Annotated in this window: 19 protein-coding genes; 15 read left to right on the top strand and 4 right to left on the bottom strand. The window is 58.9% G+C overall.

From position 1 onward, the window contains the following. Nucleotides 1–43: 43 nt before the first annotated feature. Both ACIQC5_RS11955 and ACIQC5_RS11950 read right to left on the bottom strand, forming a co-directional pair. Nucleotides 44–259: a hypothetical protein gene (locus ACIQC5_RS11955; protein ID WP_400282149.1), complete on the bottom strand. Its 216-nt coding sequence runs from the start codon at nucleotides 257–259 to the stop codon at nucleotides 44–46. A 2-nt stretch (nucleotides 260–261) separates the two neighbouring features. Next, nucleotides 262–1,302, bottom strand: a complete 1,041-nt coding sequence (locus ACIQC5_RS11950; protein ID WP_400282147.1) for a proline racemase family protein — start codon at nucleotides 1,300–1,302, stop codon at nucleotides 262–264. Nucleotides 1,303–1,462: 160 nt separating this feature from the next. On the opposite strand from ACIQC5_RS11950, the gene ACIQC5_RS11945 reads away from it, so the two are divergent. From ACIQC5_RS11945 to ACIQC5_RS11925, 5 genes are all read left to right on the top strand, one after another. Continuing rightward, nucleotides 1,463–2,209 (top strand): GntR family transcriptional regulator, encoded by a 747-nt coding sequence (locus ACIQC5_RS11945; protein ID WP_400282145.1) that lies wholly within the window; start codon nucleotides 1,463–1,465, stop codon nucleotides 2,207–2,209. A gap of 69 nt (nucleotides 2,210–2,278) precedes the next feature. Next, nucleotides 2,279–3,184: a dihydrodipicolinate synthase family protein gene (locus ACIQC5_RS11940; RefSeq protein WP_400282142.1), complete on the top strand. Its 906-nt coding sequence runs from the start codon at nucleotides 2,279–2,281 to the stop codon at nucleotides 3,182–3,184. 104 nt (nucleotides 3,185–3,288) lie between these two features. Beyond that, nucleotides 3,289–4,752, top strand: coding sequence for an aldehyde dehydrogenase (NADP(+)) (locus ACIQC5_RS11935; protein WP_400282140.1), 1,464 nt, complete (start codon nucleotides 3,289–3,291; stop codon nucleotides 4,750–4,752). A gap of 209 nt (nucleotides 4,753–4,961) precedes the next feature. Next, entirely contained in the window at nucleotides 4,962–5,168 is a 207-nt protein-coding gene (locus ACIQC5_RS11930) for a hypothetical protein (RefSeq protein ID WP_400282137.1), read from the top strand. A 166-nt stretch (nucleotides 5,169–5,334) separates the two neighbouring features. Next, nucleotides 5,335–6,609 carry an MFS transporter gene (locus ACIQC5_RS11925; protein ID WP_400282134.1) on the top strand — a complete coding sequence of 425 codons (1,275 nt, stop codon included), beginning with the start codon at nucleotides 5,335–5,337 and terminating at the stop codon, nucleotides 6,607–6,609. Between the two features lie 168 nt (nucleotides 6,610–6,777). Here ACIQC5_RS11925 and ACIQC5_RS11920 read toward each other — a convergent pair whose 3' ends face one another. Together ACIQC5_RS11920 and ACIQC5_RS11915 are read right to left on the bottom strand one after the other, a co-directional pair. Further along, a complete protein-coding gene (locus ACIQC5_RS11920; protein ID WP_400282132.1) occupies nucleotides 6,778–6,945 on the bottom strand; it encodes a hypothetical protein in 168 nt (55 codons plus the stop codon). Nucleotides 6,946–7,071: 126 nt separating this feature from the next. Further along, nucleotides 7,072–8,337, bottom strand: a complete 1,266-nt coding sequence (locus ACIQC5_RS11915; protein WP_400282130.1) for a D-arabinono-1,4-lactone oxidase — start codon at nucleotides 8,335–8,337, stop codon at nucleotides 7,072–7,074. 181 nt (nucleotides 8,338–8,518) lie between these two features. Here ACIQC5_RS11915 and ACIQC5_RS11910 point away from each other — a divergent pair, with 181 nt between their 5' ends. From ACIQC5_RS11910 to ACIQC5_RS11865, 10 genes are all read left to right on the top strand, one after another. After that, entirely contained in the window at nucleotides 8,519–9,184 is a 666-nt protein-coding gene (locus tag ACIQC5_RS11910) for a YitT family protein (RefSeq protein WP_400282127.1), read from the top strand. A gap of 307 nt (nucleotides 9,185–9,491) precedes the next feature. Then, nucleotides 9,492–10,964, top strand: a complete 1,473-nt coding sequence (locus tag ACIQC5_RS11905) for an extracellular solute-binding protein (protein WP_400282124.1) — start codon at nucleotides 9,492–9,494, stop codon at nucleotides 10,962–10,964. Nucleotides 10,965–11,093: 129 nt separating this feature from the next. Then, the gene (locus tag ACIQC5_RS11900; RefSeq protein WP_400282121.1) at nucleotides 11,094–11,930 is read left to right on the top strand and encodes a carbohydrate ABC transporter permease; all 837 of its coding nucleotides are present in this window, start codon (nucleotides 11,094–11,096) and stop codon (nucleotides 11,928–11,930) included. 161 nt (nucleotides 11,931–12,091) lie between these two features. Further along, complete coding sequence (locus ACIQC5_RS11895; protein ID WP_400282118.1) at nucleotides 12,092–12,847, top strand: carbohydrate ABC transporter permease; 756 nt, start codon at nucleotides 12,092–12,094, stop codon at nucleotides 12,845–12,847. 51 nt (nucleotides 12,848–12,898) lie between these two features. Beyond that, nucleotides 12,899–13,987 carry a sugar phosphate isomerase/epimerase family protein gene (locus ACIQC5_RS11890; protein ID WP_400282115.1) on the top strand — a complete coding sequence of 363 codons (1,089 nt, stop codon included), beginning with the start codon at nucleotides 12,899–12,901 and terminating at the stop codon, nucleotides 13,985–13,987. 2 nt (nucleotides 13,988–13,989) lie between these two features. Continuing rightward, nucleotides 13,990–15,465, top strand: a complete 1,476-nt coding sequence (locus ACIQC5_RS11885; RefSeq protein ID WP_400282113.1) for an amidohydrolase family protein — start codon at nucleotides 13,990–13,992, stop codon at nucleotides 15,463–15,465. A 10-nt stretch (nucleotides 15,466–15,475) separates the two neighbouring features. Then, complete coding sequence (locus ACIQC5_RS11880; protein ID WP_400282111.1) at nucleotides 15,476–16,939, top strand: chlorohydrolase family protein; 1,464 nt, start codon at nucleotides 15,476–15,478, stop codon at nucleotides 16,937–16,939. A gap of 35 nt (nucleotides 16,940–16,974) precedes the next feature. Further along, nucleotides 16,975–17,982, top strand: a complete 1,008-nt coding sequence (locus ACIQC5_RS11875; protein ID WP_400282109.1) for a sugar phosphate isomerase/epimerase family protein — start codon at nucleotides 16,975–16,977, stop codon at nucleotides 17,980–17,982. After that, nucleotides 17,951–18,724, top strand: coding sequence for a GntR family transcriptional regulator (locus ACIQC5_RS11870; RefSeq protein WP_400282106.1), 774 nt, complete (start codon nucleotides 17,951–17,953; stop codon nucleotides 18,722–18,724). Before ACIQC5_RS11875 ends, ACIQC5_RS11870 begins: the two co-directional genes overlap by 32 nt. Nucleotides 18,725–18,871: 147 nt before the next feature. Further along, nucleotides 18,872–19,873 carry a Gfo/Idh/MocA family protein gene (locus tag ACIQC5_RS11865; RefSeq protein WP_400282103.1) on the top strand — a complete coding sequence of 334 codons (1,002 nt, stop codon included), beginning with the start codon at nucleotides 18,872–18,874 and terminating at the stop codon, nucleotides 19,871–19,873. Nucleotides 19,874–20,549: the final 676 nt, after the last annotated feature.

The raw sequence follows: 20,549 nt of genomic DNA, 5'->3' as shown, positions 1-20,549 counted from the left end.
CCATTCTGGTCTCAAAACATCAGAGCAACAACCATGTGACATTCTACTGCGCGCCTGTGTTTTGAGGTCCGTCTACTTCCTTGATCCGGATCGGAACGGCTCCCAGGATTTCGCCGGCAATGCACCACTCCGCCGATGCCGGGGGAGTGGCCTCAATCGCTTCTTGGATCTCGCGGACGGCCCTGCGGACCAGGGCCAGGATGCCGTGGACGATCGTAAGACGAGGCGAGTCCATGCCCTCGGTGCCGGTCTCAGTCACGGTTAGGGCTTTCCCTTTTGCATCCAGCTGTCCGACAAGGTGTAGCCCAGGGGGAAAGGATCAGTGGGGTCCAGGCCCACCTGGGACATATCCGTGATCCACGCCTGGCCTGCCACGCTAGGAATGACGGCATCGTAGCTGCCCACAGTGGTCAGTGACTCAATGGTGCTGTCAAAGCGGGTGCCGATCAACGATTCGTGCACGAAGTTCTCGCCCGGACGGATTTCTCCTCGTGCGTGCATGACGGCGAGGCGGGCCGATGTTCCGGTACCGCAGGGGCAGCGATCAATGCGGCCGGGAGAAACGACGACTGCGTTTTTCGCCGTGAGAACACCATCTTCGCGCCTCACAGGCCCCGTGAATTCGGTTTGTGTAATGCCTGCGAACAGCGGGTTTTCCGGATGGACCGCTTCGAGTTGCTCTGCGGCCGCTTCCTTGATCTTTTGCCCCACCACACACAGGTCGCGTGCCTCAGATGGGTGCAAGTCGAATCCGACACTGGCGGCATCAACCAAGGCGTAAGTCATTCCGCCCCATGCTACGTCGATTGCGACTGCCCCCAGGCCGGGAACCTCGATCTTTGCGTCGAGGTGGTAGACGAATGCCGGCTGGTTGGTGAACCGCACGCTCGTCACCTTTCCGTCCTTGCATTCGCAGCGAAGCCGGATCAGACCGGCCGGGGATTCCAATGTCAGCTCCGTGACCGGTTCATGCATCGGAACCATTCCCGTTTCCAGCAGGACGGTGGCAACGCAGATTGTGTTGCTTCCTGACATTGCCGGATATTCTTCGGATTCCATGATGACGTACCCCATGGCCGCTTCGGGGTCAGTTGCGGGCAGTACGATGTTGGCTGCGCGGATCATCGATCCCCGGGGTTCTTTGAGCAGAAGCTGACGGATATCGTCCCGTTGCTGCTCCAGATACATCCGCTTCTCAAATACCGTTTTACCGGGCACGTCTCCTACGCCACCAACCACAACGTTGCCGATTTCACCGCCGGCATGACAGCCCACGACGTTGAAAACCTTACTGAAGCGCATCTTTCCATCCTCCTGTGGGGGTCCGCATGTCCATTCTTCATGAACTCTCATCAGTACTATGTCACATTGCAGTGCTTTCGTACAGGTTTTTCGCTAGCAACTTTACGGCACTACCAGTAAGATGTAATGCATTACCCATAGCCGTTCAATGGAGATCCAATTGGCTGAAATCAAAGTTGCCAGGCTCAGCCTTCGCGATCAGGTACTAGCAGTTCTGAGAAAGCGCTTGGTTACCGGCGAGTTGCAGCCCGGCAGCCTTTACTCAGCGTCGGCCATCAGCTCTGAGCTGGGTGTCTCAACGAGCCCCGTAAGAGAAGCCATGATCACCCTGGTCCATCAAGGCGTTCTCGAAGCGGTGCGCAACAGGGGATTCAGGGTGCTTCCCATGTCCAATCAGGACAGGCGCGACGTCCATGACCTGCGATTGCTGGTGGAAGTCCCGGCAATGGAGCGGCTGGCTGGCCATCCCGCACTCAGGTACCGCGAGCAGGAGCTCCGTGCCATTGTGGCAGAGAACATCGCAGCGGCCGCCAATTCTGACCTGATCTCCTACTTGGATTCCGATATGCGCTTTCACCTAAGCCTCCTCGAGCTGTGCGGCAATGATCGACTCAGCGCACTGGTGGCCAGTCTGAGGGATCAGACGCGCAGAGTGGGCTTGATCCATCTCCTCGATGACGGCACCCTGCTTCGCACAGCAGGGGAGCATGAGGTCCTCCTGGAGTCGCTGCTCGCCGGCGATGGCTCGCGGGTCCACGAACTCACGGTTTCGCACCTCAGCCACATCAACCGCGACTGGGGCCCCGCCGATGACAGCGCTACGGCTCAACCACAAACAGTGCGCGTCCCGGCCGACCCAACTGTGACGGCAACCAAGAAAATTCTTCTCACCCCCTTTGCAATGTGACATTGCACTGATATAAATATCTCAGGGAATCCCCTGACGCACGATGTGCGACTAACTCAAGGAGACACAATGACTGAACAGCTCAAGCCTTGGCGCGGCGTCTACGTAGCGTCCGCCCTCCAGTTCAACGACGACCTGTCCGTTGACTACGACGGCTTTGCCGAGCACGTGAAGTGGCTGGCTGAGAACGGCTGCCATGGCATCACCCCGAATGGTTCGCTGGGTGAATACCAGACCCTCAGTGACGAAGAGCGCGCCAGGGTCGTAACCACCGCCGTGGAAGCAGCGCCCGAAGGCTTTGGTGTGATGCCCGGCGTCGCCGCCTACAGCTCACACCAGACCCGCCGCTGGGTTGAGCAGGCCGCCGAGGCCGGTGCCCAGTCGGTCCTGATGCTGCCGCCGAATGTTTACCGCGCCGACCGCGAAGCCGTTATCGAGCACTACCGTGAGGCCGCCAAGGTCGGCTTGCCGATCGTTGCGTACAACAACCCCTTCGACACGAAGGTGGACCTGACCCCGGACCTGCTCGCTGAGCTGTTCAACGAAGGCTTGATCGTTGCTGTCAAGGAATTCACTGGCGATGTCCGCCGCGCCTATGAGATCAAGGAGCTCGCCCCGGAGCTGGATCTGCTTATCGGTACGGACGATGTTGTCCTTGAACTCGGCCTGGCTGGTGCCGTGGGCTGGGTTGCCGGCTACCCGAACGCCCTTCCGAAGTCCTCGGTTGAACTCTTCGAGCTCTCCACCTCCGGAAATGTTGCAGACATCGAGCGCGCACTGACCATCTACAAGGACCTCCACTCGCTGCTGCGGTGGGATTCCAAGGTTGAGTTTGTCCAGGCGATCAAGCTTTCCATGGACATTGCGGGGCGCAAGGGTGGCACCAGCCGTCCGCCTCGCAGTCCGCTGACCCCGGAAATCGCAGCTCGCGTTACGGCCGACACAGAGAAGGCACTGGCCAACGGCTACCGCTAAACAGCAATCTGGCGGGCAGCACCATGCTGCCCGCCAGATCGCCCCTCCTTCGCCGCAATGTGCGACGTCGGGGAACCATGATCGGAGAAAGGAACCTTTCGCAAATGAGCCTGACGATACCCGCCACATCCACGGAAGAAGTCACAACCTTGATTGGCCGCGCAGCGTCGGCCGCCAAAATATGGGCAGCAACAAAGCCATCTGAGCGCCGGCAGGCATTGAATGCTGTGGCGGCGGGACTTGATGAGGCGGCGGATTCCCTGATCTCCATCGCAATGGAGGAAACCAACCTGTCCCAAGTCCGGCTGCAAGGAGAACTGAAGCGGACCACGTTCCAGCTTCGGCTGTTCGGAGAAACCTTGGACGAAGGCTCGTATCTTGATGCAAGGATCGATCCGGCTGACCCTGAGTGGCCGATGGGGGTTGCCCGTCCCGATATCCGACGTCAACTTGAGCCGCTCGGCCCGGTAGTGGTCTTTTCCGCGAGCAACTTTCCTTTCGCATTCAGCGTCGCGGGTGGCGACACCGCATCCGCCCTTGCTGCGGGTTGCCCCGTCATCCTTAAGGCTCATTCAGGTCACCCCCGGCTGTCCCAGGCAACGGGTCAAGTCGTCGAGGAAGCACTGCGCTCCGCAGGGGCCCCGGAGGGCTTGTTCGCCGTTATCTTCGGCACGGAATCCGGCAAAACCGCCCTCAACGACCCCCGAGTCAAAGCAGGTTCCTTCACCGGTTCCATCCCGGGAGGTCGAGCACTGTTCGACATAGCCAACTCACGCCCTGAACCTATCCCCTTCTACGGTGAACTTGGCAGTGTCAACCCGGTCTTCGTCACCCGCGCTGCCGCGGCGGCGCGAGCAGCAGAAATCGCGGAGGGTTTCACCGGCTCCTTCACTCTGAGTGCAGGCCAGTTCTGCACCAAACCCGGCGTACTCTTTGTTCCCCAGGACTCGGAACTCCCGGAACTCCTCCGCAACGCGACGCTGCCCGCAGCAGCACCCTTGCTCAATTCCAGAATCCAAAGCGGCTTCGCTGAAGTATTGCAAGACCTGACCGGGCACCCTGACGTCCAGGTTCTGACCTCCGCCGGCGACTCTCTGGCAGATCCCCCGGCACCTACGCTGCTCCTGACAAGCGCAGACCAGCTGCTCTCGGACCCCGAAGGCTTGTTCCGCGAGTGCTTCGGCCCTGCGGCCATGGTGGTGACCTATGCAAACGAGAGTCAGCTGTTGGACGTCGCAACACTAATCGACGGACAACTGACCGGAACCATCCACGGCGAGCCCAACGACCTGATCGCTCCGGAACTCATCCGAATCATGGCGACGAAGGCAGGACGACTGCTCTGGAACCAGTGGCCGACAGGTGTTTCCGTCACTTACGCCCAGCAGCATGGTGGACCGTACCCGGCCACCACCGCCTCCACCTACACCTCCGTGGGCACGGCAGCCATTACCCGGTTCCTACGCCCGGTTGCTTACCAGAACTTCCCGCAGAATCTGCTGCCGGAAGCACTCCAGGACAGCGCCGCAGGACGCATCCCTCAGAGGATCAACGGAAACGCCAGCTAACTGGCCCCACACTTGCCGGGGCAGCCGTGCTCGCAACCGGCCGTCCCGGCAACGCAAACTGCAGAACGGAAGGAAAACGGTTGTGCGCAAGAAGGCCAAAGCCCCACCCCAGCTGCTGTCACAACCTCGTGGCCGGTCCTCAACCCCCACTCTGCGAACCGACGGTAAAAATTTCCGCGGCCTGGGAGAACCTCCGGAAAGGTCAGCAAGTGGAGATCTTTCAGGATGATGTCTACTACGGGTCCGGGGAAATCGATGCCAAGACCGAGGACTCCGGCATCGTTTGGGTCCTGCATGACGATGGACAGCCACGCAGGCTCTACTTCAAGGAAGATGGCTTCTCGGTCATCATTCTGGACCCGGACCCTAGTGTCGTACAGAACCACGTGCGAGCCATGGCGAGGGGGTGGACCTAAATGGACACGCTCACACTCTCCGGGGCCAAAACCACGGCGCCTGAGGAAGCACCGGTATGCGAGGGCTACTTAGCCGTAGATGATTGCCCGTTCTGCACTGGCCCCGAGACCGACTAAGCAGCGGTTCCGCCTCGATTACGGCGACCACAGATTCCGAGAAGAACAAATGATACGAAGCGCGACCACAACTGAGACCAGCCACAAGGCAGCCCTGTTTACAATTTTTGCGTGCTGCGGAATCATCTTCTCCTCCTGGGCAACACGGACGCCTCAAATCCAGGAGGCACTGAACGCCGACACGGGTTTCATGGGCCTGATATTTCTGGGGCTATCCGGCGGATCCTTTGTCGGATTGCTGGCGGCCGGCCCTCTGGTAGGGCGGCACGGAACCCGCACTGTTCTGCTCTGGGCGAGTCTGTCCATGGGTGCCGGTTTGGTGATGGTCGGCGGCGGAGCTCTACTACAGAACCCGGCGCTTGTAATCGCAGGACTGGCCGCTGTGGGGGGCGGCTTTGGTTCCTGCGAGGTCGCGCTCAACGTCGATGGCACGGCCATGGAACGAACGACTCAACGATCACTGCTGCCGGCACTTCATGGAACATGGAGCCTGGGTTCGTTGGCAGGAGCCGGCATCGGCGCAGGAGCGGTAGCCTTCGGCATCCCGGTTTCCGTGCATCTGGGCTCTCTGGGCATCCTCCTGGCCACGGCCTGCTTGGTGGCAATCAAGTACATCCCTGGAGGCTCGGGAATCGAACCGAAGCACACACCCCGGACGTCAAGAGGGGCGGTTCTGGAGCGCTTGAGAATTTTCCGGGAACCGCGAACCCTGTTGGTTTCGTTGTTCGTTTTCGGGATGGCCTTCGCTGAGGGCACGGCCAACGACTGGCTCACCCTTGCCATCATCGACGGGTACCACACCGATCCCTCAACAGCTTCCGCGGGCTTCGCCGTGTTCGTCGCTTGCATGACAGCAGGCCGCCTGGCAGGTGGCTATTTCGTGAACCGCTTCGGACGCACCGGCATGCTTCGCATCTCGGCCGCCATGGCCGTGGTGGGGGTCCTTCTCGTCGTGGTTGCTGCAGGGCCTGCCATCGGACTGATTGGAATTATCCTATGGGGACTCGGTTCAGCGTTGGGGTTTCCGGTTGGACTCTCAGCTGCGGGCGATAACCCTCACGGGGCTGCAGCCCGTGTCAGTGCCGTGGCCACCGTCGGATACGCGGCATTCCTGATCGGACCACCCTTCCTTGGCATGCTTGGGCAGAGTATCGGGTTGCTTCCAACACTCTTGGTCGCAATGGGCTGCGCCCTGATGGCTGTGCTACTGGCCGGCGCGACGCGGCCGCCGAGCGTCGTCGCGGCTGGTCAACCCAGTGAACTAACTGATGAAGGCAGCGAAAAATTCACCGGCCAGGCATCGCAGGTAGGACATCCGGGTTGAGAACGGTTGGTGCTGCTGTCGGCTGATTCTTTCCCAGGAAAGAAGCAGCATCGCAGGCCATGGAAGAAGCTGGGCGCCCAGAGGGCACCCAGCTTCTTCCATGGCCTGTTTCCTGTTGTATTGCTTCCCGGCCGCAGAGGAATGCTGATCCCCTCCGACCGCAGGTCTCTAGATCTTTCGCCGCCTCCTCGCCATGACGGCGACAACGGCCAACACCACAGCTGCGATCAGCAAAGACCATGACTGCAGCGGGGGAGCGCCCTGGACGAAGCCAACCACCGCCAGAACAAGAGCCACCACGACTAGGACTCCGTAGATGAGATAGCGAGACTTCATGGCGACTCCAAAATTTGTGCTGGTGATTGAACCGGTGGGTTGGTCGGTGCCCGTAGGTGCCGGACCAGCCCACCGGTTAGGTCGTATATCCGTTTGGCCGTAAAGATCCGCAGCCGACAGCTAGGGCTAGTCGCGGAACAGTTCGCCTGTGAGCTCGTTCAGGAAGATATCGTTCGGATCGAATTCCCGGCGGATGCTGTTGAACTTGTCAAACTCCGGGAATACTTCCTGTGCCTTGGCCCGGTTGAAGAAGTGGAACTTACCCCAGTGTGGCCGGCCGCCGTACGCCTGGAAAACTCCGTCCATCTTCTGCAGGTAGGCCAGATAGTCCGTTGATGCATTGCCCGAGATGGAAATGCCGACCGAGTCCTGCTTGTAGCAGGGGGAGAGGTAGGCGTCGTCGCCCTTAATCCAGCGCGGCTGGATCGGATAGAGCTCCTCAGGGTTTTCATTGGTCACTATCTCGCGGAGTCGTGTCATTACTTCCAAGGCACGGTCGGCAGGAATGAAGTATTCAAACTCAAAGTACGGGCCGGTGAACGTACCGTGGTAGATAAGGTAGTTCCGGTCAACCCGACGGCTATCATCAACCACGCGTGCCGGGCCTTCGACCTTGTTGATCCGGCGCAGATGTGCGTGGTCAGTAACAGTCACGCCTTCCGGAATTTCCAAGTCGTAGAGGGACGGCGATTCGGGTGTCGGGAACCAGAAAAACGAGGAGTGAAGGTTCTCCTGGACATTGCTGTCCCATTTCTCCAGCAGCTCGTCCCAGGACGGGAACGTCACTTCCTCTTCAAGGTAGTAGCGGTCGGTCACCTCAAGTTCGATCTCCACGAAGACTCCGAGGGTTCCCAAAGAGATACGTGCTGCGCGCAGAAGCTCAGGTTCATCCTCAGTGATCTCTACCAGTTCGCCAAGACCGTTGACCAAACGGATGCGTTTAATGGAGGAGGCGATGTTCGCCAAAGTGATCCCTGAACCGTGAGTACCGGTCGAAGCGGCTCCGGCGATGGTTTGCACATCTATGTCTCCCTGGTTCTTCAAGGAGAAGCCCTCTTCCCAGAGGGCCTCGCAGGCGTCAAAAATTGATGTCCCGGCTGCCACTGCTACGCGCTTGCGTTCTCTGTCCACTACCCGCAACCCGCTGAGTTTGCTGACGTTGATCTGCACGCCATCCGTGGCGCCCAGTCCAGTCCAGGAGTGACCTGTTCCGACTACGCGCACGGGGAGGTTCTGCGCGATTGCGAACCTGACCGCCTCAACGACTTCGTCTTCATTTCGCGGTTCCACGGAGTACGCGGGGGTAGAGGTGATGTTCCCGGCCCAGTTGGTCCAGGACGCATCCCGGGTCGTAGGTGCCGACAAGGTTGCTTCAGATGAAGATGAGCTCACGCGTTATCCTCCGGTTGGGTCCGGCTTTCAGCCGAACAGCCTAATTGATGATGCATAGGTCACATCACGTGCTGAGTAAGATGTTACCGGCAACTGATCACTCTTCAAAGGGTCAACAAGACCGCGAGGACTCAGTGAGCACTCGGAACATCAAATATCCATCAGCTTCTGGAGCCCAGCCATGCGTTTTCTAACAAGCCATCGCCTTGGCCCCCGACTGGTGCGCCTGTATATAGGTCTGATGGGCTGCGGCCTGGGCATTGCCGGCACCCTTAAGTCGGAGCTCGGAGTTTCGCCGTGGGATGTGCTGGGCCAAGGAGTCGCCAAAGCGTCGGGGCTGGGCTTTGGTGCAGCAACGGTAGTTGTCAGCAGCCTTGTCCTACTGCTCTGGATTCCCCTGCGTCAGCGGCCCGGACTGGGCACCGTGTCCAATGCTGCCCTGGTGGGATGGTTCGTGGATATCAGCAGCACCTTGGTTCCGGCGGCCGGCCAGATTCCGCTCTGGCGCCCGGCGGCGCAGGCATTACTCCTGGGGGCCGGCATCATATTGTTCGCTTTCTCCTGCGCTCTCTATATCGGCGCCAATCTGAAGCCCGGCCCACGCGACGGTCTTATGACCGGTTTGGTCGCCATCACGGGAAAGCCGGTTTGGATGATCAGGACCGCGCTTGAACTCCTCGTAGTGACAACCGGCTGGCTGCTGGGTGGAACCGTAGGGATTGGGGCTGCCGCCTTCGCTTTCTCCATTGGGCCGTTGATACAGCTAGCCCTCCGCATCCTTGGAGTGCACATTGGCCCGGCAACCCCCGCGGGATCTGTAAGTCCAAGTGGCGGCGACGAAAAGTAGAGACAGCCCCAGCGACTGGCACTAATTCCCCGGCGGGCCATTCGTTTCCCGCACCCGCAACCCCTTTTCTACTACCGGCAGACAGCACGCAGTTCAGGCACGCAAAAAAATTGAAAAAGAGTCTTCCGTCACATCTAGGCGGTGAGATATAGTCGACAATATTGGTTTCGAAATACATTTTCCGTATTGCGAGAACCTTTGGCGGGTCTGCAGAAACCGCTCATTGTTCCCTCGAGCCCTGAACAGTGCCCCCTCACCTTCGATGACGGCGCACGGCGGGCATCACATTCCAGAGATGAGCCACGCAATGAAAAACCATGAAAAGCGCACCCAGCCGATTCCCGCAGTGGATCGTCGAAGCGTCCTCAAAGCAGCAGCAGCTCTCGGCGCATTCGCCGCTTTCACGCCCATGATCGGAGCTTGTAGTTCCGGGGGTTCACCAACCGCTGCCGGAACCGTCAGCCGCGGGCCGGGACCTGGCGGATACAAAATAGACCTGGGCGGCTACCAAGGTCCTGAATTGAGAACCGAGGCCATCACCATCAGGGTCATGCGGCAGAGCTACACCGACCCAGTCAACAAACTCGTCACGGGGATGTACGACCGGTTCTCGGCTGCATACCCAAACATCAAAATCCAAGAAGAACTCGTCCCTTACGGCGACTTGCAGCAAAAGATGCAGGTGTACGTTTCCTCCGGGAAGGCGCCGGATCTGATGATGGGCCGCAGCGATTTCGCGCCTGCGTACAAGGCAGCGTCGTCTACCCTCCCCATGCGTGAATACTTCACCGACAGCTACTGGCAAGATATTGCCCCAACGCTGCTTGACTCGGTGACTTTTGACGGTCAGACCTACGCCATGCCGTGGGAACACCTGGCCATGAACATGATCATCAACAAGGACCTGTTCAAACTTGCCGGTGTCGCTCTTCCCCCCGAAACCTCTGACCCACAGAAGGGGTGGACGGTGCAAGAATGGCTAAAGGCCTTCAAGGATCTCAGGGCCGGATTCGATGCCCAGGGCAGACGTGATCTCTGGCCACTGGCAGCAAGTGTGTTCGGGAATGGAGGCCCCGGGTCCAACTACGGCCAGCTGGAGTCCCTATGGATCCGGATGATGGGGGATCCGCAGGCAGACAAATCAACCTCTGCCTATAAGACGTTCGCCGGAATCAGCGATGACGGCCTCACGTCGACCGGATATGTGGACACACCTGAAGCTATCGAAGGTATGAGGAACTACCAAAGGCTCTTCCAGGAGCGGTTAACTCCCATCGGGTCTGTTCCGGATCAAATGGTTTCCAGCACGGCCGCCGTTAGCTTCGCCGGCCCCAACCAAGCCGGCATCTGGCTCAGCGGAGCCAAGCCATCCTTCGATTGGGGCGTGAGCCCGCTGCCACGCGGAGCAACCATCCTTACCTGCAATGCCTCGGACAGCATGGTCGTTTGGGCTGGAAGCCCCAATCCCAGCGAGACAGCGGCGCTGCTGGGATACCTCAACAACGACGCCAACCGGATTGAATTTCACAAGGCCTGGGGTTCGCTTCCGGTCCGCAACTCCGTTATTGAACAAATCCCGGAACTCCGGGACAGCACGGCATTGGCTTTGGCGGTGAACATGGGAAAGATCTCGGCCGCCGCACCCAAGACACCTGGCTGGTTCGAGTACTTCAACACCATGAACCCCATCGTTAAGGACATCGCATTGGGCGCCGATCCTGACTCTGCGCTTAAAGACGCAGCCCGTAAGGTCGATGGCCAGCTCAAGAAGTACGCGTAGACAACGGCCATGAGCGTTCAAATAATCCATCGGCAATCCAAACCTCCTATGCGCGACCGCCCAGCCAAACCACACGTTTCCGCACGGAAGCGGGGGCGGCTCCGGCGAGGCGAGGTCAGATTCGCCCTGATGATGATCCTGCCGGCAGTCGGCGGCCTTGCCCTCTTTCAGTTGTTCCCCTTTGGCAGGGCATTTGCGGACAGCCTCATGCGGTTCAATCCCTTCACTCAGGCACCCAACGGTTTCGCGGGCTTGTCCAATTACGCAGAGATCGCCAATGATCCCTCCTTCTGGACCTCGGTTGCCAACACTGCCATCTACGGCATCGGGATCTTGGGACTCGAGTTGCCGTTGGCACTGGGCCTGGCCTTGCTTCTGAACCAGGCCGTCGCCGGAACGGCGCTGGCAAGAACAGCAGTGATCGCTTCCCTTGCCGCATCCGAGGCAGTAATTTCACTGCTGTGGTTCATGATCTATGACAAGGAAAACGGCCTCTTCAATGGTGCTTTGGGTCTGATCGGGCTGGGCCCGATGGATCTGCTGACCGACGGTTCCCAAGCCAAAGCAGTGCTAATCCTGATGGCCGTGTGGAAGGACATCGGCCTGCCCACCCTCATCTTCCTTGCAGGGCTGCAGTCCATTCCGCAGGAATACTACGAAGCCGCGTCCCTGGACGGGGCAGGAAAATGGTCAGTCTTCCGCCACATCACCCTTCCAGGGCTGAGGAAGAGCATCCTTCTGGCCACGTTCATGGTCACCGTTGCAGCCACGCGCTTCTTCACTCCGATCATCCTGATGACGCAGGGAGGGCCCAATCACGAGACGTCGAATCTCATGTACTACTCCTACGAGGAAGGCTTCCTGCTGAACTCCTACGGCACAGGATCGGCAGCAGTTATCGCCATGGTGGCTCTGCTGGCAGTAGTCACCGCAATTCAGATATACGCCCTCAGGGAACGAGACTAGCGATGGCTCTTCATACAACACCCACCACACCCGCCTCCATCAAAGGCCGGTCCAACACAGCTGAACTTCGATCTGTCACACGCCCGCCCAGCCGAAACCGCTGGCTCATGTCATTGCTCATGGTTCTCGTGATTGTCGTTTTTGCTTTTCCATTTGTTTGGATGACTCTTTCCTCGTTCAAGACTTCAGGGGCAATCATCGGCGACGCCGCACCCTTGTCCTGGCGTAGCTTCATTCCGGCCCAGCCCGTGATCGAGAACTACATCCGGATCTTTGGAGAGCTCGGTTTCGGCGGAAGTCTGTTCAATACCGTGGTCGTGGCCATAGGCCAGGTGGCCGGATCAGTAGTCACGGCGTCACTGGCCGGTTACGCATTTGCGAGGATCCAGTTTCCTATGCGCAACTTCCTCTTTGGATTGTGCTTACTGGCATCGTTTATTCCCGTAGAAGCAATCCTTCTGCCGCTGTACAAGATCACTCAGGATCTGGGCATGGTATCGACCTACACAGGACTCTTCGTACCCCTGATGTTCCATCCATTCGGGCTGTTCATTATGCGCCAAGCCTTCGCCGACCTGCCCAACGAGCTGACAGAAGCCTCTCAAATTGATGGTGCCGGCCGTTGGAGGGACTTCTGGAACATTTGCCTTCCGAACGTCCGTCCAGCCTTGCTCACTTTGGTGATCATCCAGTTCATCTGGTCCTGCAACAACTACCTGTGGCCCTTGGTAGCAATGCAGGACCCGGAGAAGCAGGTCGCCCAAGTCGTCATCGGCGCATACAAATCAGTTCCCAACTCGCCCATGTTCGGAGAGATGTTCGCCGCAGCGACCGCAGTCACGCTTCCTCTCGTGCTCGTCGCCATTGTTCTGCAGCGGCATTACGTTCGCGGCCTGGTAACCACCGGCCTCAAATAGCAGTACAAGTTCTGACCAACCCCACCCACCACCAATACACAGGAGCAAATCATGAGAATCGGCGTCGACGGGCGAAAAATACCGGAAGCCAAGAAGCTCGGCCCCGTTGAGAGCTTCACCCATGCCCATGGCATGGGCATGGAGGGACTCTTCTTCAGGACCATCCTCGACGTTTCCCCCACTCTGGACGCCGGATACATCCGAGAAGTACGCGATAAAGCGGACGCCTTGGACATGTATTTTGAAGCTGGACTCGGGAAAGTAAACCCCTACGTGATGGCCGAGGCTCCGGAACTGCGGGCCATCGGAAACGGCGACACCCTGCTGGGATTCCGTCGCATGATGGAAGCCTGTGCCGCCGTCGAGGTCCGAGAACTGTGGGTATCCACTGCGAACTACAAACCACAGTTCTTCGGCAGACTCGCCTACGACAGGTTCCGCACGGACGTCTCCTGGCAGGACCAACTCGAGGCCACCCAGAAGTTTATGCAGAAGCTGGCACCCATCGCCCGCCACCTCGGGCTCCACCTCAACATGGAAACCCACGAAGAAATCACCTCCTTCGAAATCCTGCGCATGATCGAAGCGGTCGGGGAGGACGTCATGGGAGTGGTTTTCGACACCGGCAACGTCCTTCAGAGAGCCGAACACCCCGTGTGGGCGGCCAAACGGGTGGCACCATTCACGCGACAAACCCACATTAAAGACGCCTATGTTGCCTTCAGCCCCAACGGGCTGGCATACCAGTCGCGTGAATGTGGACAGGGCGTGATCGACTTCGGAGAGATAGTTCCGATCCTTCATGTCGAGAACCCCGAACTGAACCTGTCCATAGAGAACAACTATTCGCTGTCAGACCAGCCGCTGGTCTACTTAAACGACATCGAAATCTTCGACAAGGAATGGCTCGCCGCCCATCCGGACCTCAGCGTGGCCGAGCTTGCAGAATTCATCGAGCTCATCAACGACTACAAAGGCCGGATTGAGCGCCAGGAGGTCACGGACTTCCAAACCTACGCCGATGCGCCATTCCAATACGACGAGACTGTTCAATGGATAAAGACCAGCGCCGAACACCTCAGGTCTGTCTGCAGTGCGAACGGTATCCCGGTCAACCAGCCGACCGCGCACGCGCAATGACCATGACGCAGCGACAAATCGACCTGCTCCTGGTCAATGCCGACAGCATCATCACCGTCGATCAGGCAAGGGAGGTCCTCACTGGAGCCGCTATAGCCGTGGACGGCGGCCGGATTGTCGACTTGGGAACGACCGCCGAGGTCGTGGAGAAATACGTCGCCCGGCGAACCATCGACTGCACGGGCAAGGTCATTACTCCCGGATTCATCGATGCCCATGGCCACGGCGGGCATTCTCTGATAAAAACACTCGGAAGTGACACCCCGGCGCTGTGGATGCAAATAGTGACGCCGTTCTACTTCCACTGGACCTCGCCTGAATATTGGTACTGGGATGGTCTGGTTTCATCGCTCGAAAGACTCCGAGCCGGTGTCACCTGTGGTGTCAGCGTCATGGGCTCGCGTCCGCGCAGCGACGACCCACGGATCAGCACCGAACACGCCCGGGCCTATTCCGAGGTTGGGATCCGCGATGTGATCTCCGTGGGGCCTTCCGGGCTTCCTCTCCCACACCCGGTGACTCAGTTCCAAGATGATGGCTCCCGCAAGTACCTTGAGGTAAGCCTTGAGGCCATGATGGACGGAACGGAAGCTGTCATCGAATCCTGCCACGGATCAAACGTTGGCCGGACCAGTGTCTTTCTAACTCCATTCACCGTCGTGCCCTCACTCAACCCTTCCGCGCCATCAACACCGGACTCAGCTACAAGGCTGTCACCCGTGGACCTGGCCCAAAGCCGTGCAGTGCGGACCCTGGCCGAAAAGTACGGCTTGCGAATCCACTCGGACGCCTTCGCCGGAATGATACGGCTGGCTGCTCAGGACGAGTTCGCTTTGCTCGGCCCTGATGTGCACCTTCAACACCTCTTCGGCATTTCCCCAGAAGAGGTCAACATCCTGGCCTCCACCGGGACTCATGTGGGACATGCCCCCACCGGACCGGCACCGGTATTGCACATGATGGCCGCGGGAGTGAACGTCGCCATCACCTCTGACGGAACATCTCCACGGCGTCCCTTCGACATGATCCAGGCTGCTCGCAGCGTACAGCAGGCACACCAGCAAGGGGCCGTCGACGAATACGCGCTTCCCCCCGGGAAACTGCTCGAAATGATCACTATAGACGCGGCAGCGGCGCTGGGCATGGACGGAGACATCGGATCCATCGAGGTGGGTAAGAAGGCCGACCTCGCCGTGTTTGACTTCGAGCAGGCGCACCTGACCCCGAACTGGATGGTCGTCCACCGGCTGATGTATGAGGCCGTCGGCAAGGACGTCCACACCGTCATCGTCGACGGGCAGGTCGTTCTCGAAAACGGTGCATCCAGCCGAGTCGATACGCCAGCCGCGTTCAGCGAAGCCGGAAAGTTTGCCCTTGGGGCCATCCGGCAGGCCGGGTTGGAGCACCACCTCACAGAGCCTGGGTGGGGACAAATCCGCCGCAGCTTCGATACGCCGATCAGTCTTCCGACACCCTGAAAGGTCAAGTTTGAAAACCCGAATTGCCGGTAAGTATGTCATCGGTTTCAACGACGGCGACCACGTCATTTACGAAGACGGATGCGTCATCTACGACAACGAGCACATCGTCTACGTCGGAGCCAACTACGACGGCGAAGTCGATGAGAACCATGAAATGGGACTTTCCATCATCAGCCCCGGTTTCATCGATTTGGACGCCCTGGCCGACATCGACCACGCCCTGCTGGATTGCTGGGCGACGGGTACCCTGGCGGCCGGCTACGACTGGTCCGAAAAGTACGCTGTTTCTGGTCCGGTCGATGTTTTTACGGCCGAAGAACGCCAGCTCATCCGTGAGTATGCGCTCCAGCAGCTCGTCCTTAACGGCGTGACCACAGCCATGCCGATCGCCGCCGAAGCCCACTCGTCGTGGGCCGAGAGCTTCGACGACTTTGCGGCGGTAACCGAAATCGCGGAGCGGCTTGGGCTACGCATGTACCTCGGCCCCAGTTACCGTGCCGGGGTAAACGTCGTGGCACATGACGGTACCCGGAAAATTCACTGGGATCACGACAAAGGCAGTGCCGGACTCAAAGATGCCGTCAGGTTCCTTGAATACCTCAATTCAAGGAAGTCGCCGCTTCTTCGGGGCTGCTTACTACCTGCCAGAATTGAGACCCTGACTCCAGAGCTTTTGCGGGGGACGGCTCTGGCCGCCGAGGAAGCAAACTGTCTGGTGAGGCTGCACTGTCTGCAGGAAGAGACGGAACTCAGCTTTCTGGGGCAAAGTCTCGGACGGACTCCGTTGGAGATTCTCGACGAATACGGGCTGCTCAACGAACGACTCCTCATACCGCACGCACTCTATGTAGGGGGAGTGCCCTTCGAACGGGACCGGTTCGACTCAGAACTACAACTGCTGAAAACCTCGGGAGTCACCGTCATCAACTGTCCACTGACTTCGATACGAAACGGAAAGGCCCTCAGATCATTCGGAACCTATCGTGCGGCAGGAGTGAACCTCGCCATCGGCAGTGATTCGTTTCCCCCGGACCTGATCACAGGTATGTCCTACGGAACAAACATCGCCAAACTCTTGGACGGAAATCAGGCGGCGGGGAATCCGGGCGACTACTTCCGGGCCGCGACCCTGGGGGGAGCCAAAGCGCTGCAGCGAAACGATCTGGGGCGTCTGGAGCCCGGCTGCCTGGCTGACATCATCGTCGTCGACTTAAACAGCATTCGAACTGGGATTCCTGACGACCCCATCCGAACTCTCGTCATGAACTGTTCGGGACGGGATGTAGGGATGTCAGTCATCCACGGTCGGATGGTGATGAAAAACGGGCAGATACTGGCACCAAGCCCTACCGATCTTCACCAACGGGCATTACACCTGTTCGAGAAGATGAAGGCGGCCTACCCGCGCCGGGATTTTCTAAACAGGCCAACCCGCGAACTGTTTCCCGCCTCTTTCGAGTACGTCCGGTGACATCGTTCCCAACCTCCCTGGAACCGCTGGCATCAGTGGCCATATCGACGGCGGCTTTTCCTGTCGCTGAACGCGCCGACCCCTCTCAATCGCTGCGCCGCGCAGTCGAGCTTGGCTTCTCAGGCTGTCATTTCCACAGTATTTTTGAGATTGATCCCCAGCTCAGTCGCGAACGTATGACTGCTGTTGCTCAACAGGCGTCCGTTTTGGGTCAGACCTTGACTGCAGGACTGCTATTCCTGTCGCCCACTCATCCGTCTCGCTCCCCGGAAGTTATTCTTGCCGGGCGAGGACACTGGGACAACGGGATCCACGCAGTCCTGGACGCGGCCCACGAAGCCGGCGTCATGAACTTGCTGGCCGTTGTGGGCAAACCCGAAGACAGGACTAGTGGGCCGGGTCGCTGGAAAGAGCAACTATCGGCCACCGTAAGACTGCTCAGCGGTGTCAGGGGGCACCTATGCGAGAACGGACAAAAGATCATTCTCAAGAGCCACCCGGAAATCAGCAGCCAAGAACTTGAAGAGGTCATTGAACGGGTTGGAGCAGACGCGGTCGGCGTTGGTTTTGATCCGATCAATGTCGTCGCCAGGGGAGAAAACCCTGTTGATGCGGTTTCGCGGCTCTCCGGCTGCATCACGCAGATCTACATCGACGATATGGTAATGCTCAAGGACGCGGGCGACCTTATTCGGGTCCCCGTGCCGTTCGGCGCGGGACAAATCGAGTGGGACCAGATCCTTTCTGTCCTGGCCGCCAGACGCACCAGTCCCGACTGGATACTGGATCTGAAGAAGGACCCGACCCGCATCCGCGTAAACGATTCAGAATGGCTCGCCGCACAAGGAATGTCCCATGACTCAGCCCGATATTGCCGAGCGCTGGCGTCTGGCACCCAGGGCCTCCAGGCAAACGCTCGAGGTGAAAGCGCCCTTGACGCCGTACGGGAACCGACAGACCGACTCTCGGCTAGCATCCAGGAGCTAAAGCGCAGCTTTCCTGCGATGCGCCGTGACATCAGTGTCCAATTGGAGTCAAAATGAGGAAGCACTCATTGAGTGCTCCCCTGGGAATGAGGTCGTCATCTTAGAACAAGTCAGCAAACGCACCGCGCCGGACTCGGTCTACGACGAACTCCGGAACGCGATACTCCGCGGAAACCTGACCGCCGGAACCCAGCTCAGGGAGGCACATATAGCCAAGGATCTCGGGGTGAGCAGAGCTCCGGTCCGTGAAGCCCTGGCTCGGTTGGTGGATGAAGGTCTGGCCGTCAGTGAACCCTTCCGGGGGAGCTTCGTCGCAAACGTCGGCAAAGAGGAGTTCGACGAAATCTCCAATGTCCGGCTACTCGTGGAGCCCTACTGTGTTGAACTAGCGCTTCAAAATCTGGAGAAGACAGGCTTCGAATCCCTTGAATCACGTATCGCGATGCTTAGGGACGCTCACCAGTCGGACGACGAACTCGCATTGGTGGAAGCACACCTCGATTTCCATAGATTCTTCTATGAAGAGTGCGGGAATAAACTGCTTCTGCAGCTATGGAAGGGTTGGGAAAACAAGCTTCGGCTTTTCTTCCTGGAAGATCATCGTCGTGCGAGCATCGACCTGGTCAACATGCACTCCGACCTTTGGGAAGCACTACACGCCGGGTCCCCCGAGCGGGTTGCCTCGGCAGTGAGACGACACGTCCACGGACCCGACCCGGCAATTATCCGGAAGCCCGTGAGTGACTTCGTCACCGAAGCCGTCGAGCGACTGAATCCCACACAACCCACGAGGGCCTGACGTAATACCGCTCGGCCGCTTCCCCCTTCCAAGGGCCCGCCGCTGGCCATACTCGGGCACCCACTGCCCTGAGTGAAACCCTTGGCTCTCCCCGCCAACCTCCAGAGGTCCGCCCGTAGCGCCATCACGATCTAAAGGAAGCACAAGATGAATAACATAAACATCGGGATTATCGGAGCATCCGCGATCGCACCCTTGGCCGTATCGGAGCCAGCTGCTCTGCTTCCGGAAGTAACGGTCGCTGCAGTGGCAGCCAGAGGACAACACCGTGCCAATGACTTCGCGGTGGCACACGACATTGAAACGGCCTATGGCACCTACGAGGAGCTCATAGCCGACCCAGGCATTGACGCAGTGTACGTCGCAACGCCAAACGCGGCCCACTTCAAATGGGTAATGGAAGCAGTAAGCGCAGGCAAGAACGTCTTGTGCGAGAAACCATTAGCCATGAATGTGGAACAAGCGGAACAAGTGAGGCAGGCCGCTGAAGCAGCGGGACTCATTGTCAGTGAAGCTTTCCATTACTACTACCACCCAGCGTTCCGTCGAGTGCTGGAGATCATCCGATCCGGAGAACTGGGTGCACTGCAGACTGCACACATCGACTTCCACTTTGATGCACGGCAACGACCCGAGGACATCCGTTGGTCCGCCCCATTAGGGGGAGGGGCGCTACTGGATCTTGGATGCTACGCGGTACATGCCGCCCGCTCAATCTTCGGCTCAGAACCACTGTCCGTTGACGCAGCGCTGACCTTGGTGGAAAGCGGTGTCGACGGTGCCGTGGCGGCAGAGATGATCTTTGGACCGGGTCAATCCTGCAGCTTCTCGTGCTCACTGACATCGGACGAGCAGTACTCCGAGCTGGTCATCGCCGGAAGCGAGGGCTCGCTGACGTTGAATCATCCGTTTACGCCTCACTGGGGCCACGAACTGCGCATGACGACCGCCCACGACATCCGGACCGAGACAACAAGCCTCGAAACGACTTATCTGTTTCAACTCAGGGAATTTGCTGCGGCAATCCTTGGAAAAAGTCCCCTGCTTCTGCCACTGTCAGACGCCGTTGCCAACGCCCGAGTCCTTGACTCGCTGTTCATGGCCGCGTCCAGAACGACCAGAGCAACCAACTCTGATATTCCGCGATAGTTATCTAGCCCGGAAGTAAAGCACATACAAATCGCAAAATGCGGTGAGGACGAAGCCCAGGCGTGCTTCGTCTGCGCTGGAAGGACACGACTCATCGATGCAACCTGATCAAGAGGAGACTGCTCACCAATGCCCAGTTTACGACTACGTGGCGGTCGGGAAGAGACCGCAAGAAACTGGTATTAGCCCGTCACTCGTTATCAGTCCTACAGCGAGTTTCGGATGTCGGGCTCCAAAAACCCACGCGACGCGGTGCAACATTGTTGAAATGCGGCGCCCTCAATGCGATCCATCTGGCCGGCCGCTTCTCTTCGGCGTCCGGCACCTGCGGCGCGTGGGGCAAGGCTCTGGCAGTTAATTTGCGGGATCCTGTAAGAACAGGCCCGCGAAACCTAGACTTTCCAAGTGTCTCCTAAGCGAGGTCTGAGTAGGTCTACGTAGCGTCCGCCCGCCAGTTCAACGAAGACCTGTCGGTCGATTACGACGGCTTCGCTGAGCACGTGAAGTTCCTCACGGACACGGCTGCCACGGCATCACCCCGAACGGCTCTCTCGGTGAATACCAGACTCTCAGCGACGAAGAGCGTGCCCGCGTCGTAACCACTGCGGTCGAGGCAGCCCCCGAGGGCTTCGGCGTTATGCCGGGTGTGGCCGCATACAGCGCACACCAGACCCGT

Source organism: Paenarthrobacter sp. NPDC092416, from assembly GCF_044755025.1.
In the GTDB taxonomy this organism is placed as follows: Bacteria; Actinomycetota; Actinomycetes; order Actinomycetales; family Micrococcaceae; genus Arthrobacter.
This window is presented reverse-complemented; position numbering and strand designations above follow the sequence as displayed.

Coding starts and splice junctions, on each gene's coding strand:
- ACIQC5_RS11950 (WP_400282147.1), bottom strand. CDS start 1,302: ATGCGCTTCAGTAAGGTTTTCAACGTCGTGGGCTGTCATGCCGGCGGT.
- ACIQC5_RS11940 (WP_400282142.1), top strand. CDS start 2,279: ATGACTGAACAGCTCAAGCCTTGGCGCGGCGTCTACGTAGCGTCCGCC.
- ACIQC5_RS11935 (WP_400282140.1), top strand. CDS start 3,289: ATGAGCCTGACGATACCCGCCACATCCACGGAAGAAGTCACAACCTTG.
- ACIQC5_RS11925 (WP_400282134.1), top strand. CDS start 5,335: ATGATACGAAGCGCGACCACAACTGAGACCAGCCACAAGGCAGCCCTG.
- ACIQC5_RS11920 (WP_400282132.1), bottom strand. CDS start 6,945: ATGAAGTCTCGCTATCTCATCTACGGAGTCCTAGTCGTGGTGGCTCTT.
- ACIQC5_RS11910 (WP_400282127.1), top strand. CDS start 8,519: ATGCGTTTTCTAACAAGCCATCGCCTTGGCCCCCGACTGGTGCGCCTG.
- ACIQC5_RS11905 (WP_400282124.1), top strand. CDS start 9,492: ATGAAAAACCATGAAAAGCGCACCCAGCCGATTCCCGCAGTGGATCGT.
- ACIQC5_RS11900 (WP_400282121.1), top strand. CDS start 11,094: ATGATGATCCTGCCGGCAGTCGGCGGCCTTGCCCTCTTTCAGTTGTTC.
- ACIQC5_RS11895 (WP_400282118.1), top strand. CDS start 12,092: ATGACTCTTTCCTCGTTCAAGACTTCAGGGGCAATCATCGGCGACGCC.
- ACIQC5_RS11890 (WP_400282115.1), top strand. CDS start 12,899: ATGAGAATCGGCGTCGACGGGCGAAAAATACCGGAAGCCAAGAAGCTC.
- ACIQC5_RS11885 (WP_400282113.1), top strand. CDS start 13,990: ATGACGCAGCGACAAATCGACCTGCTCCTGGTCAATGCCGACAGCATC.
- ACIQC5_RS11865 (WP_400282103.1), top strand. CDS start 18,872: ATGAATAACATAAACATCGGGATTATCGGAGCATCCGCGATCGCACCC.